Raw genomic sequence first — 15,105 nt, forward strand, 5'->3', positions numbered from 1 at the left:
TAGAAGATATGAAAAAGATAACGAACTATATATTAATTTGCACCTGCGCATTGGGATTTTCTTCATGCGTGAATACGTTCCTTGACTTGGAACCACTGGATGCCAAGACAGATGTGATTTATTTCAAAACTCCGGAGCATTTCCGTGAATATGCTAACGGGCTTTACGGGCAATTATTGGGATGGCAGTCTTCCTATGGAAGTATATTCGATCACATGGATGCGGCATCCGATCTTTCTACTTGTTTCAGATATTCGTATGGTGTGGGGACCGGTGTGATGGGAGTTCCTAATGACGATAGCCGTTGGGGTAATTGCTATGGTAATATTCGTGCCACTAATCACATGTTTGAAAGAGCAGTTTCTTCCTATACAGGTAATTTAGCGGATATTAAAAAAGAATTAGCCGAAGGTCATTTTTTCCGTGCCTATAACTATTTTTACTTATTGAAGTTTTTTGGTGGAGTGCCTGTCGTTACGAAAGTTCTCGACGTGACTTCACCGGAGTTATATGGAAAACGTAACAGCCGTTATGAGGTTGTCAACTTGATTCTTTCCGATTTGGATGAGGCTATCGCAGGGTTGCCGTTGGAACAGAATATAACCTCTGCCGACAAAGGTAAAATCAGCAAACAGGCTGCACAGGCATTTAAGGCTCGCGTGTTACTTTATGAAGCTACCTGGCGTAAGTACAATGGTACTTCTACAGATTTTGAAGGTTCTGCCGGTCCGGCTTCCGATCAGGTAAATGCTTTCCTGGAAGAATCTGTTCAACTATCCGAAACAGTGATGGGGGATGCTGCTTATTCTCTTTGGAATTATAATAATGTGACAGCAATGAAAAATTTGAGTAGCCGTTACCTGTTTAATATTGAAGAAGAAGCTAGCAATCCTGCCGGTGCAGGAAGAGTCACGAACAAGGAATTTATCATAGCTTCTGTATATAGTCAGGAAACGCGTAAAGGACAGGTTGCTTTGAATCAGGTGATTTATACGGATATGCGTCCCAGTCGGAAATTAATTGATATGTTTTTATGCACTGACGGGCTTCCGGTCAGTATGTCTGATAAGTTTCAGGGATATAAGAATCCGGGGGACGAATTTCAGAACCGGGATTTCCGTTTGACCTCTTATGTGGGTTCATATTCTACGAGCCTGACAGTTGAGAACTGTGGGTATGGTGTTTCCAAATTTGCTATTACTGATATTCAACGCCAAAGTAAAGATGAATCGGCCAATTATCCGGTACTTCGGTTGGCAGAAGTATACTTGAATTATGCTGAAGCTGTGATGGAACGTTATGGTGAAATATCAGATGACCAGTTGAATAAGTCGATAAATAAAATTCGTGCCCGTGCGGGAATTGCCAACCTAACAAATGCATTGGCAAAGCGAATTCAGGAAGGAGTGCCGGCAAATGCGAGTAAGACAGTCAATCAGGTAATGCTGGATGAGATCCGCCGTGAACGTGCTTTGGAACTCTATATGGAAGGTTTCCGTTGTGACGACCTGAAACGTTGGGGTATTGCGGAGAAGAATCTGAATGAGTCTCGTTGCGGTGCGGTAGTAGGTAATGCCAGCTATCCGACGGCATTTATAGACGAAAATGGGAATGCTACCAGTGCTTTCAATCCGGCTATTTTTACGAAAGGGACGGAAGAAGTAGAGACAGGTAAAGGTAAACTACCTTGTGTAGTGCTTCTCAAATCATCCGACTGCGCATTTACTAAGGGAGATTATTTGTGGGCAATTCCAAGAAATCAAATCAACCTGAATTCAAATCTGGTACAAAATCCGGGATATTAATCATTCAATCGTTTAACGTATAATACCATAGATTATATGAAGTTTTTATTCAAATATACATTTCACTTGGCAATACTTGCTTGTGTTTCCGCACTTTTCTCCGGTTGTGAGCAAGACCCCAAGTATAGAGTTTATGATTATCCTGTACCAGTAGTGGAGAGCATTTATCCTACGGATGGATATGTCACTACACAGGTAGTTATTACAGGAACCAATTTTGGTGACCGTGCTGAAGCAGTGAAAGTTTTCTTCGGTGAAGCTCAATCCAATAAAGTACTCGATTGCAAAAATAACCGTTTGGTAGTGGAAGTGCCGGAAACTGCAGTAACAGGCAATCTGTCTTTACAGATTTATAATAAAAAGGTAGAGAATATCGGTTATTATACAGTACTGCCTACACCACGTGTCATTACAGTGACTTCTGATAGTGAAGACGGTGAAGGGGTAGCCGATACAGGAGACAAGGTTACTATAACAGGTGAGAACTTTGGTACGAATCCATCTGATATTTCTGTCAGCTTCAATGGAACACCGGCTGAATTTGAACTGGTGGATGAGTCTACTATTGTTGCGACAACTCCTGCAGATTATAAAACAGGTAATGTGACTGTAACTATTCATGGATATACAATGACAGGTAGTGCAATGTTTAATCCTAACTCAAAAGGTGATGTGACAGTGCTTTACCTTCAAAACTACAAGCAGCCGTTTGCCAAGGCAAATGATGAAAATTGGAAGAACGGTGAATGGTGGACTCCGGCAGTATGGAATCAGAATAAGGCATCTTTCAATGCAAAAAATAATACTACTGTTACCGGAATGCAGTATAAAGCAGCAGAGGGCTTCACATTAGCGTTCCAGAATGGATGGGAGAAGGAAGCTTATACGAACGGAAAAATATGGCAAGTTGCTACACTTCGTCCTGGTAAATACAGACTGGAAGTTACTTATGCCTATACGATGGTAGTAAGTGATGCGGGGAATTTTATTTCTGCATTGATGGCCAAAGGAAATAGTGAGAGTGATATACCGAATGTAGCTGATATTGAGCAATTAAATGGAGTTTGTGCGATCTATGACAAAGCTGGAACAAATGATGACTCGGGTATTTTGGTAACACCTTCATTTGAAGTGACGGAGACAACGGATGTTGTCATTGGATTCCTGACTTCTCTGGCTAAAGGTAATTCATACTTTAAGGTGACAGAATTAAAATTGATTCTTGAATGATGTGGAAAAAGAAAAAAGAGTAATTCATCGTGATAATATAATTAAGATTATGAAGAAAATATATAACTATCTGTTTCCCGTTTTTCTCTCGCTTTTCGCATTAGCTGCTTGTGACGAGGAAAATGAAGAAATTGTTCCAATGAGTTACACTGATCCTGTGGCGACTGTAACAAAGATAGATCCCGTAGAAGGATATGTTGGGAATGAGTTTACCGTTAGTGGCAGTGATTTTGGTATCATAACAGAAGATGTGAAAGTATTTATCGGTTCCCAGGAGGCAGTAGTAGTCTCTTGCGCCGATGATGCTATCCTTGCGAAAGTGCCGGAATCGGCAACAAACGGAAAGATAACCGTTGAGGTTTTCGGGCAACGTGTGGAGACTGATCTAGTTTATCGTGTACTTGGTAAGCCGGGTGTCAGCGTAGTGAAACCTTCTTATGGGTTTCCGGGTGCCAGTATCGTTTTCGAAGGACAAGAATTTGTTTCTTCTAAAACACTGTATACTTTGACTTTCGGGACTTCCACAGACAAGGCAGAGATTGTGGGTACACCTACTGATACCGAATTTACGGCCAAAGTTCCCGAGACAGCTGTCAGTGGAGTTATGACACTTATTATGGCAGAACAAACGATTGATTTGGCTTCTTATCCTTTCACAGTGTTGAAGCATGCAACGCTTGATGCCCCTAAAGAGGGTGAATCGATTCCATCAGGTTTTGCAGGAAGTGCATTTGCAATAACAGGAACCAATCTTGTGCAAGAATTGCTGGATAAGTCTGTTGAAGGGTTGGAGCCTTTGAAAGTAACTTTCTCTAAAGCCGGCGGAGAACCTGTAGAAGCTGCAATAGATACAGATAATTTGACAGATAAGAGTATTCCACTCACCGTACCTGCTTCGTTGGAAGCCGGAGATTATACAATTACGGTCATTACTCCGTTTGAAACTATCGGGACACAGTTGAAATATACGGTATTACCGATGCCGACAGTAACAGGCATTTCAACGAAAGCCGGATATATTAATGCGGAAGTAACGATCATTGGTCAGAACTTTGGTACGAAAGCTGAAAATATTCAGGTCTTTTTCGGAGAAACAGTTTGTGATAAAGTGACACTGAATGATAAGGGTAATATCGTAGTGAATGTTCCAAAAGGAGTTTCATCTGAAGCTCCGGTGAAGATTAAACTGATAATTCAGGGTAAGGAAATAGAGATGGGCGAATCAGGTACATTTGAGGTTTGGGCAACTCCGGAAATCACTTCTGTTGAAACACCGTATATTTATCCTTATGGTACATTAGTAAAAGCCGGACAGGAAATAACATTTACAGGAAAAGGTTTTGGAACGGATAAGAATTCTGTTACAGTTACTTTTGAGGGAATATCCGTACCTGTTACGGTTAAAAAGATTACTACGACTTCTATTACTGTAACGGTTCCACAAGGTTTCAATGGTGGAAAAGTAACAATGGTGTTTGAAGGCATTGCACAACCCGTAGAGAGTGATATGTTACAACCTCTGCCGGTGGATGGAGATATTTCTCAATATGTACTCATGAACTATAAACAGCCTTTTGAATATGTAAAAGAAGGTGGGGATAAAGGATTCCATAAAAAAGGAGAGTGGGCAAAAGCTGCTTATTGGATAGTTCAGAACTCTAACTTGACTGCTGGTGAAGGAGGTGCTGCTGTTGATTTGGCATTTAAAACGAAATATGGTGATGGAAGTGATGCAGGTTTGGCTTTACAAACAGATTGGGGATTTGACAATCCTAAAAATGATGGTAAGGTATATCAGACTTCTCATCTTCAAAAAGGAAAATATAAGTTGACGGCACACGTTTATGAATATGATGGCAGAGGTTTTACCGGTTATGTTGCGGTTTGTAAAGGTCGTGAGATGGCAAATACGAGTGATATACCAAGTAAGAGTCTGGCAAACGCTTCTATTTCGGGTACGGGTGATGTAGTAGTTGATATTCTTGTTGAAGAGCCTACCGATGTTGTCATTGGTTTTGTATGTACGATTACAGTAAAACAAGGACGGGCTAAGATAGATAATTTCAAATTAGAGTTAGTAGAGCAATAAACTATAATTGGGTGCACCGTAATCAATGGTAGATGCGGTGTACCATTAAACCAAAAATATGATGAAAAAGATATATTATATAACCGCAGTATTTGCTACCCTGTTTCTGGTAGGATGTGGGGACGGCATTGACCTTCCGGGTGTCAATGTGGAAACTGATTTGAATAAAATTCCTCTTCCTGATAATAACGTGAATTTGGAACAGGTTGAACTTAAACCGTCAACGGAACCCATGCTGCATGAAGGGTTGCATACAGAGGAAGACTTCCAGCGTATTCGGGATAAAAAAGCTGCCGGAGAAGAACCTTGGGTAAGTGCTTATCAATTATTAGTAGAAAGTCAGTTTTCGCAGAAGACGGCAGATACTTATCCTACGGAATGGATTAAACGTGGAGTTTCCGGTGATGAAAATTATATGAATGCAGCCAAGGGGGCCACTATTGCATATCAGCAGGCGCTTCGTTGGAAGATTGAGCAAGATGATGAATATGCGGCAAAAGCAGTGGAGAATCTGAATAAGTGGGTACAGACTTGTGTAGGTGTAACAGGTAATACGAATTTATCGCTTGCCGCAGGACTTTATGGTTATGAATTTGCTATTGCCGGTGAATTATTGAGGGATTATGGAGGATGGGATCGTGCGGATTTCGCAGCGTTCCAGAATTGGTTGCTTAAAGTGTTCTATCCCGCTAATGATGATTTTCTGAAACGTCATCACGATACGAATGCGTTACATTATTGGGCTAACTGGTGTCTTTGTAATATAGCGGCTAAAATGGCTATCGGCATTGTAACCGATCGTCGTGATATTTATAATGAAGGTATCGACCATTTGCAGACAGGTGATACAAACGGACGTTTACGTCGTGCTATCTATCACGATTATGCACCGGACTATAACTTTGCCCAATGGCAGGAAAGTGGACGTGACCAAGGGCACACGTTGATGTGTGTCGGATTGATGGGAGTTATTTGTCAGTTGGCATGGAGTCAGGGAGACGATTTCTTTGCCTATGATGACAATCTGTTCATGCGGGCTTGCGAATATGCTGCTTGTTGTAATTACACTAATGAGACTGTACCATATACTACTTATATATGGCAAAAACAGAGTCAATGGGGATATCCGATTCCGGAAGAACAAACAACACTTGGTGGTGGTAAATGGATCAAACGTGCGATATGGGCGTTGCCTTATTATCATTACAAAGGGATAAAAAACATCTCGGATGATAATCTCAAATATACTAAGATTGCTACCGAATATGTAGGAATAGAAGGAGGAGGCGGTTATTATGATGCTAACTCCGGCGGGTATGATGTACTTGGACTTGGTACATTGATGTATGCACAATAAATGAATAATTCAAGATGAATAGATTGATACGAATAGCGCTTACATTTTTACTTGTAATGACTTCAGGAGTTATACAGGCAGAAATTGTCATCTATCCGGTGCCACAAGGCATCTACTATGCCCGCCACAATGACGATTATACAGTAAAAGTACGGCAAGTGGGTGAAAAAGATTGGGTAGACCTTTATGAATATAATGTAAAGGTGGATATGGATACCAAGTCGGATGCAACCATGGTACAGTTTGATTTTTCCGGTAAAGTGGAAGTGCTGGTGCAAAAGAATAACGGGGAACTCCGTTCAGCAGTAGTGCGTCCACTATCTAAAGGCATTCAGCCGGAGATAGACGGAAATTTTCTGCTGTTCACATTGGATAAACCACAAAAGCTCTCTGTAGAGTTCAACGGTGACCGTTTGAATAATCTGCATGTGTTTGCCAATCCGATCATTGAGAATGTGCCTGATAAAAGTGATCCGAATGTGATGTATTTTGAGTCCGGCATACACGAACCCACTGATGTGGCAGGCAAATGCTTCCGTATTCCTTCCAACACGACTGTCTATCTGGAAGGCGGAGCAGTGCTGAAAGGTTGCCTGACTTGCGACAGTGTAGAGAATGTAAAGATTCTCGGACACGGAATGTTGCTTGAACCGCAGCAGGGAATATCGGTGGCATACTCCAAGAATATACTGATTGATGGAATTACAGTCGTTAACTCCCGTCACTATACAGTTTCCGGTGGACAATCACAGGGAATTACTATCAAGAATCTGAAATCATTCAGTTATCAGGGTTGGAGTGACGGGTTGGATTTTATGTCTTGTTCGGATGTAGTGATTGATGATGTTTTTCTTCGTAATTCAGACGACTGTATAGCCATCTATACACATCGTTGGAATTATTATGGAGATTCTCGTAATATCCGTGTACTTAATTCTACACTATGGGCGGATATTGCTCACCCTATCAATATTGGTACGCATGGAAATACGAAAACAGGAGATGAGGTTTTAGAAGATATATTGTTCAAGAATATCGATATCTTGGAACATGATGAGGACGATCGTGATTATCAAGGCTGCATGACTATTAATGTAGGAGATCACAATCTGGCACAAAACATCACTTTTGAGGATATTCGTGTGGAACATATCCAGGAAGGACAGTTGTTTCATCTTCGGGTGATGTATAACCAAAAGTATAACACAGGTCCCGGCAGAGGTGTCAGAAACATAACGTTCCGTAATATTTCATGTACCGGGAAATATATCAATCCTTCTTTGATGGAAGGTTATGATAAGAATAGGAAGGTTGAGAATATTTTGTTTGAGAACATAATGTTGAACGGCAAACGGATCACTTCTTTGGAAGAACTGAATATAGATAAAAAAGATTTTGTAGGGAAGATACAGATAAAGTAGCTAACAAATAAAAGATTGTGCTGATTTTACCCTCACACTCTCACCCGACTCTCAATCTCTTTATCCATCGTACTTTCGTGGGTGAGGGTAAAGGTGAGGGTAGTGTGAGGGTAAAATTTACCCTCACACTGCCGACGCTTACCAAATGATATGAGTATGCATTGGCATTGAAAGGTTTAGCTATTGAGAGGACAGTCCGCTGTATTTTATTGTATCGGAATTATAGGATCATAACTAAAAGTCCGGAGGAATAGTCGTTTCTTGCCTTTGAGATAGAATTTACCTGCTTTAGAAACTATAGTTTCCCGCTATTGGAACTGGAGTTTCGAGCCTTTGGAACTAAAGTTTCAAGGCGGGAAACCATCAGTTTCGTGCCTCGAAACAAAATGTTTCCCGCCTTGAAACAAATAATGAGGTTATTGCTCTGACGAAGCTCTGACTATATCAGCACTGTGATGATTATAATATTATCTGTCGTTTTTTCTCATCATCTACTACAGCCATCATTCCCTCTACTTGTGCAAGAGCCAGCATACGTCCGTGAAAAGAATATCCCGGGTTGTAGCCTTTATCTTCATCTCCCAGCATCATTCGTCCGTGGTCTACACGCATCGGTAATCCCGGATTCTCATTTTCGAAGATACGGATAAGGTCAATCAGATGTCCTCTTCCCGTGAGATGGGAGCTTTCAATAAAGTTTCCACCTTGCATGGCAGCCGTGCTGCGCAGATGTACGAAATGAGTCCTTTTGACAAATTTCTTGGCCAACTCACGTGTATCATTATGTTCGCCTGCACTCAAAGAGCCTGCACAGAAAGTCAACCCGTTATGAGGATTATTTACGGCATTCAAGAACCATTCAATATCACTTTCATTGGTAACAATACGTGGTAAACCTAATACCTGAAATGGAGGGTCATCGGGATGTACGCACATATTAACTCCATATTCTTCGCATACGGGCATGATGGCAGATAAGAAGTAGCGCATATTCTCACGCAAAGTATCCCGGTCTATATCTTTGTACAGGGCGAGTAACCGCTTGAAGATGGCAACCGGATTTTTATCTCCTTCCTTGATATTACCGTTGACAAAACCTTGTGTCTTGACAATGATTGTATCAATCAGGGCATCTTTCTCTTCTTCTGTGATAACCTTATCCAATTCGGCAACTTTCCGAAGTTCTTCTTCGGTATAATCTTTTTCTGCTCCTTCACGTTCCAGAATTCGAATATCGAAATAAGCAAAACGGACACGGTCGTAATACAGGGAACTGGTACCATCCGGCCAAGGGTGTTGCAAGTCTGTACGTATCCAGTCGATAACGGGCATGAAGTTGTAACATACTGTCTTTATACCGCATTTACCCAAATTGGCAAGGCTTACTTTATAGTTCTCAATCAACTGTTCACGTTCTGCTCCTGCATATTTGATTGCTTCGCATACAGGAAGACTTTCCACTACCGACCAACGTAAACCATAAGATTCGATATATGATTTCAAATTGTTAATAGCTTCTACTGTCCATATTTCACCATTCGGTACATCATGCAGGGCAGTGACAATCCCTTCTACCCCTATTTGTCGGAGCATCGGCAAAGTTATCTTATCCTTTTTTCCGAACCATCTCCAAGTCTTTTCCATCATAGTCTTTCTCTTTATAACAGGCTATTATTTATTGCTTAAACTCCGCTGAATGCACTGAAACCACCATCAATAGGTAACATTGCTCCGGTTACGAAGCTAGCGGCTTCACTACACAGGAAATGCACTGCACCATTCAACTCTTTAATATCACCAAAACGTTTCATTGGAGTTTTAGCCAATACTTTCTTGCTTCTATCTGTCAGTGAACCATCTGGATTGATGAGTACACGACGGTTTTGGTCGCCGATGAAGAAGCCCGGTGCAATAGCGTTTACACGGATACCATCACCGTATTTAAGCGCCATTTCACTTGCCAGCCATTGAGTGAAATTGGCTACGGCAGTTTTTGCAGCCGAATATCCCGGTACACGGGTGATAGCGCTGTATGCTGCCATTGAGGATACATTAATGATACATCCTTTGCCTTGTTTTGCCATTACTTTACCGAATATCATAGACGGATAGACTGTCCCATTCATATTCAGATTAGTCACTTTTTCCCAGCAGGAAATATCCATATCATAGAAGTGTTGATCCGGCTCAAGGGTAGCTCCCGGCATATTGCCACCGGCAATGTTCAATAGAATATCGATCTGTCCCCATTTAGCTACGATTTCTTCGGCTACTTTCTCCAGGCTGGCGATGTCAAGTACATTACCGATGATACCGATTACATCGTCACCGTATTGTTTAAGTTCAGCCACACGGTTGTCCAGTTGCTCCTGACGAATGTCAATAGCTACTACTTTTGCTCCCTGCTGTACAAAGTGTTGGGCAATATTTCCGCCCAGTACACCACCTGCTCCGGTAATAACAGCAACTTTACCGGCAATACTAAATAATTCGTTCATGGTTTCTATCAAATGTTTTTATGAATGATGCAAAAATAGCGGGTTTTTATACATGCTATGATGCGTATTTTTGCAAGATATTTACCTATCTTTGCAAAAGCAGTTTAAAAAGGAGATTTATGAAGAAGATAATGAATGAGAAGTTGACTATAACGACTTCCAATCCCGTCCGTGCCCGCTTTTATGAATATCCGCGTTTCACATATCCGTGGCATTTTCATAGTGAGTATGAAATTATCTATGTAGAGAAGGGAGAGGGGGATTGTCTGGTGGGTGACAGCATTATCTCCTATTCAAAAGGTGATTTGATTCTTTTCGGTTCCGAACTGCCTCATAGTATGCAAAGTCCACCGGACGACGGGGAAGAATCTGATAACGAAGAAAAATCCGAACTGAAAGTAAGAGGAGTCAATATTCAGTTTGAGAAAGACTTTATGCATTATTCTATTTCTCAATACTCCCAGTTTATTCCTATCAGGAATTTATTGGAGGATGCTTGCAGAGGAATAAAATTCACAATTACCCGTTCGGGGAAAATCATTAAGTTATTGAAACAGATTCCTTCTGCTAAAGGAGCAGATCAAATTATCCTGTTGCTTTCACTTTTACAGATGATGGCTATCAGCAATCATAAGAAATATCTGACTACTTCTCATTATACTCCGTCCCCTTCGATTATGCGTAATGAAAGAATGGAAAAGGTGATTGCCTATTTGAATAAACATTATACCGAGTCTATCGGTCTGGATGAAATTGCTTCTTATACAGCGATGAACCCTACTGCTTTCTGCCGATACTTTAAAGAAAACACAGGAAAGACATTCAAAGAGTATGTGCTTGATATGCGTATCGGATATGCTTGTAAACTATTAAATAGTAGTATGATGAATATATCTCAAATCAGTGCTACTTGCGGATTTGAATCACCTGTACATTTTAACCGCATTTTTAAAAGGGTGACAGGAATGACGCCGACTTTATATAGAGAGCAGATGGAATAAGCTTTTCAGGCAATAAACATTTGAGTATAATTTCTTCCTCGTTCGTATATAATAGGAAAGATGAATAAACATGAACGTAAATAGAATGAAGAAAAGAATTTTGCTTTTGTTGCTGGTGATACCGGCATTGGTGAAAGCGCAAGATGTGATGACAGAAACCCGTCAGGAACTGACGTCTCCTGATGGAGCTTATCGTTTTACCTTTTATCAGCGCACGGTGGGAGAGGATAATGCACAAATGTATTATACCTTGACTTATAAGAACCGTCCGGTGATTGAAGAAAGTAAATTGGGAGTTCTGATTGAGAATCAGTTGTTTGAGTCGGCATTGGGTATACCAAATGATACCTGTCATTTTTGGTGTGAAAATCTGAAGTTGACAGCGACTGAACAACGAAAGGCGGATGAAACATGGAAGCCTGTATATGGTGAACGTGCGGAGATTCGTGACTGCTACAATGAAATGATTTTGAAGTTTAAGAAGGGAGAAGGGAAAGGTAATAAAGACGGTGGCTATGATAAGCGTAAGAATTACTTTATGGATATTATAGTTCGCGCCTATAATGAAGGGGTTGCTTTCCGCTATCATTTTCCGGAAATGACAAACGGACTTTTCTTACATATCGTCGGTGAGCAGACCAGCTTTACAATGCCTGAAGGAACGATGGCATATTACGAACGTTGGGCACAAGGACCTTGCGTACTTCGTCCGTTGGAAGGATGGGGCAAAGAGGAGAGTGAGCGTCCTTTGACCTTGAAACTGCCTGATGGATTATCTGTAGCTTTGTTGGAAGCGGAAATGGTGGATTATGTTCGTGGTAAATTCCGTTTATCGGCAGAGAAACCTTCCACTTTGGAGACAAGCCTGTATAGTAGCGTTGATATTATTTCTCCTTACAGTACTCCGTGGCGTGTAATCATGGTTGGCGAACGTCCGGTCGATTTAATTAATAATAATGATATTGTCTTGAATCTGAATCCGGCTTGCAAACTGGCTGATACTTCTTGGATCAAACCCGGGAAAGTATTCCGTTCGGGCGACTTGAAACAAGATAGAGTAAAAGCAGCCATTGACTTTGCGGCAGAACGCGGTATTCAGTATGTGCACATGGATGCAGGCTGGTACGGACCGGAAATGAAAATGAGTTCGGACGCTACTACTGTTTCTCCTGATAAAGACCTTGATATACCCGCTTTGTGTAAATATGCCGAATCGAAAGGAATCGGACTCATGGTGTATGTCAATCAGCGTGCATTAGTGCAGCAGTTGGATACTCTGTTGCCTTTGTATAAAAAATGGGGATTGAAAGGTATCAAGTTCGGTTTTGTACAGATAGGTAATCAGCGTTGGAGTACCTGGCTGCATGAAGCTGTCCGTAAATGTGGAGAATACGGTCTGATGGTAGATATTCATGACGAATATCGTCCGACAGGTTTCAGTCGTACTTATCCTAACCTGATGACACAGGAGGGTATTCGTGGAAATGAAGAAATGCCGGATGCCACACATAATACGACTCTTCCTTTCACCCGCTATCTGGCAGGTGCAGGAGACTATACGCTTTGCTATTTCAATAATCGGGTGAAGAATACGAAAGCACATCAGTTGGCGATGGCAGCTGTGTATTACAGTCCTTTGCAATTTATGTTTTGGTATGACAGACCGGAATTCTACCAGGGAGAAGAAGAACTGGAATTTTGGAAAGCAATTCCGAGTGTATGGGATGACAGCCGCGCGTTAGATGGAGAAATTGGTGAATATATCGTTCAAGCACGTCGTTCGGGGAATGACTGGTTTGTAGGAGCAATGACGAATACGGAAGCCCGCACAATTACATTGACTACGGATTTTCTGGAATCGGGTAAGAAGTATATGCTTCACCTGTACGAAGATGATGACAAGCTGAAGACACGGACGAAAGTACGCAGTACTCATAAGAAGATAAAAGCCGGAGATAGGCTTGTTTTGAAGCTAAAAGCAAGTGGCGGAGCTGCATTGCATTTCACTCCACTGGGAAAATAAATTAGCTGTTTATAGATAAATGCAACTATAATAAATGCAATTAAAAGAAGCATTATGAAGAAATATTTTCTTGTTGTTTTGTTATCTCTGTTCATGCAGACTACCCGAGTTGCAGCAGCTCCCTGGCAGTGGTCCGTAGAAATAAAAGAGCTGATTTCAGAAGAGACAAACGCCCATCCTTCTGCCTATCTATGGATACCGGAAAACTGCAAACAAGTCCGTGCCGTCATCATTGGGCAACATAATATGACCGAAGAGACAATTTTCGAGCATCCTGAATTTCGGAAGGATATGGGTAAATTGGGAATTGCAGAGATATGGATCACTCCCAGAATAGACCAACGCTGGGATGTGACAAAAGGTACCCGGCAAATCTTTGAAACAATGATGAAGAACTTGTCTGAAATAAGCGGATATACAGAATTGGAGTTTGCTCCGGTCATCCCTATCGGACACTCGGCAATGGCTACTTATCCGTGGAACTTTGCCGCCTGGAATCCCGAACGTACATTGGCTGTACTCTCTATTCACGGTGATTCTCCCAGAACTCATTTGACAGGTTACGGGCGTGCGAATTTGGATTGGGGAACCCGTACGATTGAAGGTATCCCTTCATTAATGGTAATGGGAGAGGACGAATGGTGGGAAGACCGGTTGATAACCTCTTTCGATTATCGTTGTGAATATCCGAATGCTCCCCTTTCATTTCTTGCTGATGCAGGACATGGACATTTCGACATATCCGATGAATTGATTGATTATCTTTCTCTTTTTCTAAAAAAGGCAGTGGAATACCGGTTGCCGAAACATTCGTCATCGGATATTCCGGTTCAGTTAATTCCGGTAGAAGCAAAGAATGGCTGGCTGGCAGACCGTTGGCGAAAGAATGAAAAGCCTACAGCCGAAGCCGCTTCCTATGATAAGTATGAAGGAGACAAGCACCATGCATTTTGGTATTTTGATAAGGAAATGGCAGATGCCACAGAAAAATATTACGCTAATGAGCGTGGAAAGACAGAACAGTATATAGGCTTTGAGCAAAAAGGAAAACTGATAACTTTCAATCCGAAATCCCATGTACGTATGTCTCCTTCTTTTCAACCCGAAGCGGACGGAGTCACTTTCCACTTGAAAGCAGTGTACACAGATACGTTAAGGAACGAATATTCAAAAAAACACAGTACACGTCCCATTCGAATGTCGAGAATTTGCGGTCCGGTGGAAGTGGTGAATGATACAACTTTTACTGTTCGTTTCTATCGGATGGGATTGGATAATCCAAAACGTACAGGAGGCATCTGTCTGATGGCTTCCGTAAAACAGGATCATAAATACCGGAGTGCCGTTCAGCAGGTAGAGATTCGTATTCCTTACCGGAATAAGGAAGGGATACCCCAACGTATAATTTTCCCGAAACTATCCGATGTAAAGGCTTCAGTGAAAGAAAAAAGTTTAAAAGGAACTGCTGACTCCGGCCTTCCGGTTTACTATTATGTAAAAGAAGGGCCGGCAGAGATAAAGAGGGATAAACTGGTATTGACTAAAATTCCCCCGCGTGCAAAATTTCCGGTAAAGGTGACAGTGGTAGCTTGGCAATATGGGCGTAGCGGAGAACCAAAAGTGCAGACTGCTGAAGCAGTAGAGCAGAGCTTTTATATTACCGCCCGTTAGTTTGACAAAG

The 15,105-nt window shown here is 41.5% G+C and carries 10 protein-coding genes; 8 read left to right on the plus strand and 2 right to left on the minus strand.

Annotated elements, in window-relative coordinates:
* Positions 1-8 precede the first annotated feature (8 nt).
* The 5 genes from DXB58_RS20385 to DXB58_RS20405 are packed head-to-tail and all read left to right on the plus strand — an operon-like array spanning position 9 to position 7,902.
* On the plus strand, positions 9-1,805 hold the full coding sequence (locus DXB58_RS20385; RefSeq protein WP_122138092.1) for a RagB/SusD family nutrient uptake outer membrane protein: 1,797 nt from the start codon (positions 9-11) through the stop codon (positions 1,803-1,805).
* Between the two features lie 36 nt (positions 1,806-1,841).
* A complete protein-coding gene (locus DXB58_RS20390; protein ID WP_122138093.1) occupies positions 1,842-3,035 on the plus strand; it encodes a DUF5013 domain-containing protein in 1,194 nt (397 codons plus the stop codon).
* A 49-nt stretch (positions 3,036-3,084) separates the two neighbouring features.
* Positions 3,085-5,124, plus strand: coding sequence for an IPT/TIG domain-containing protein (locus DXB58_RS20395; RefSeq protein ID WP_117935226.1), 2,040 nt, complete (start codon positions 3,085-3,087; stop codon positions 5,122-5,124).
* A 58-nt stretch (positions 5,125-5,182) separates the two neighbouring features.
* Positions 5,183-6,481 (plus strand): alginate lyase family protein, encoded by a 1,299-nt coding sequence (locus DXB58_RS20400; protein ID WP_117935124.1) that lies wholly within the window; start codon positions 5,183-5,185, stop codon positions 6,479-6,481.
* 14 nt (positions 6,482-6,495) lie between these two features.
* Positions 6,496-7,902, plus strand: a complete 1,407-nt coding sequence (locus DXB58_RS20405; RefSeq protein ID WP_117935122.1) for a glycosyl hydrolase family 28 protein — start codon at positions 6,496-6,498, stop codon at positions 7,900-7,902.
* Positions 7,903-8,361: 459 nt separating this feature from the next.
* Here the strand turns inward: DXB58_RS20405 and uxuA are convergent, their stop codons facing one another.
* Both uxuA and DXB58_RS20415 read right to left on the minus strand, forming a co-directional pair.
* The gene (gene uxuA / locus DXB58_RS20410) at positions 8,362-9,549 is read right to left on the minus strand and encodes a mannonate dehydratase (RefSeq protein ID WP_117935120.1); all 1,188 of its coding nucleotides are present in this window, start codon (positions 9,547-9,549) and stop codon (positions 8,362-8,364) included.
* 35 nt (positions 9,550-9,584) lie between these two features.
* Positions 9,585-10,400: an SDR family oxidoreductase gene (locus tag DXB58_RS20415; protein WP_117935118.1), complete on the minus strand. Its 816-nt coding sequence runs from the start codon at positions 10,398-10,400 to the stop codon at positions 9,585-9,587.
* A gap of 119 nt (positions 10,401-10,519) precedes the next feature.
* Here DXB58_RS20415 and DXB58_RS20420 point away from each other — a divergent pair, with 119 nt between their 5' ends.
* The 3 genes from DXB58_RS20420 (at position 10,520) to DXB58_RS20430 (ending at position 15,095) form a co-directional block, all read left to right on the plus strand.
* Positions 10,520-11,401: an AraC family transcriptional regulator gene (locus tag DXB58_RS20420; RefSeq protein WP_117935116.1), complete on the plus strand. Its 882-nt coding sequence runs from the start codon at positions 10,520-10,522 to the stop codon at positions 11,399-11,401.
* A gap of 70 nt (positions 11,402-11,471) precedes the next feature.
* Positions 11,472-13,424, plus strand: coding sequence for a glycoside hydrolase family 97 protein (locus DXB58_RS20425; RefSeq protein ID WP_117935114.1), 1,953 nt, complete (start codon positions 11,472-11,474; stop codon positions 13,422-13,424).
* 54 nt (positions 13,425-13,478) lie between these two features.
* Positions 13,479-15,095: an alpha/beta fold hydrolase gene (locus DXB58_RS20430; RefSeq protein ID WP_122138094.1), complete on the plus strand. Its 1,617-nt coding sequence runs from the start codon at positions 13,479-13,481 to the stop codon at positions 15,093-15,095.
* Positions 15,096-15,105: the final 10 nt, after the last annotated feature.

The organism is Bacteroides sp. OM05-10AA, assembly GCF_003439055.1.
Classification (GTDB): domain Bacteria; phylum Bacteroidota; class Bacteroidia; order Bacteroidales; family Bacteroidaceae; genus Bacteroides; species Bacteroides intestinigallinarum.

Bases quoted from the DNA above. Each gene is read 5' to 3' on its own strand.
- DXB58_RS20385 (WP_122138092.1), top strand. From the start codon at position 9: ATGAAAAAGATAACGAACTATATATTAATTTGCACCTGCGCATTGGGA.
- uxuA (WP_117935120.1), bottom strand. From the start codon at position 9,549: ATGATGGAAAAGACTTGGAGATGGTTCGGAAAAAAGGATAAGATAACT.
- DXB58_RS20395 (WP_117935226.1), top strand. From the start codon at position 3,085: ATGAAGAAAATATATAACTATCTGTTTCCCGTTTTTCTCTCGCTTTTC.
- DXB58_RS20425 (WP_117935114.1), top strand. From the start codon at position 11,472: ATGAACGTAAATAGAATGAAGAAAAGAATTTTGCTTTTGTTGCTGGTG.
- DXB58_RS20400 (WP_117935124.1), top strand. From the start codon at position 5,183: ATGATGAAAAAGATATATTATATAACCGCAGTATTTGCTACCCTGTTT.
- DXB58_RS20420 (WP_117935116.1), top strand. From the start codon at position 10,520: ATGAAGAAGATAATGAATGAGAAGTTGACTATAACGACTTCCAATCCC.
- DXB58_RS20390 (WP_122138093.1), top strand. From the start codon at position 1,842: ATGAAGTTTTTATTCAAATATACATTTCACTTGGCAATACTTGCTTGT.
- DXB58_RS20430 (WP_122138094.1), top strand. From the start codon at position 13,479: ATGAAGAAATATTTTCTTGTTGTTTTGTTATCTCTGTTCATGCAGACT.
- DXB58_RS20405 (WP_117935122.1), top strand. From the start codon at position 6,496: ATGAATAGATTGATACGAATAGCGCTTACATTTTTACTTGTAATGACT.
- DXB58_RS20415 (WP_117935118.1), bottom strand. From the start codon at position 10,400: ATGAACGAATTATTTAGTATTGCCGGTAAAGTTGCTGTTATTACCGGA.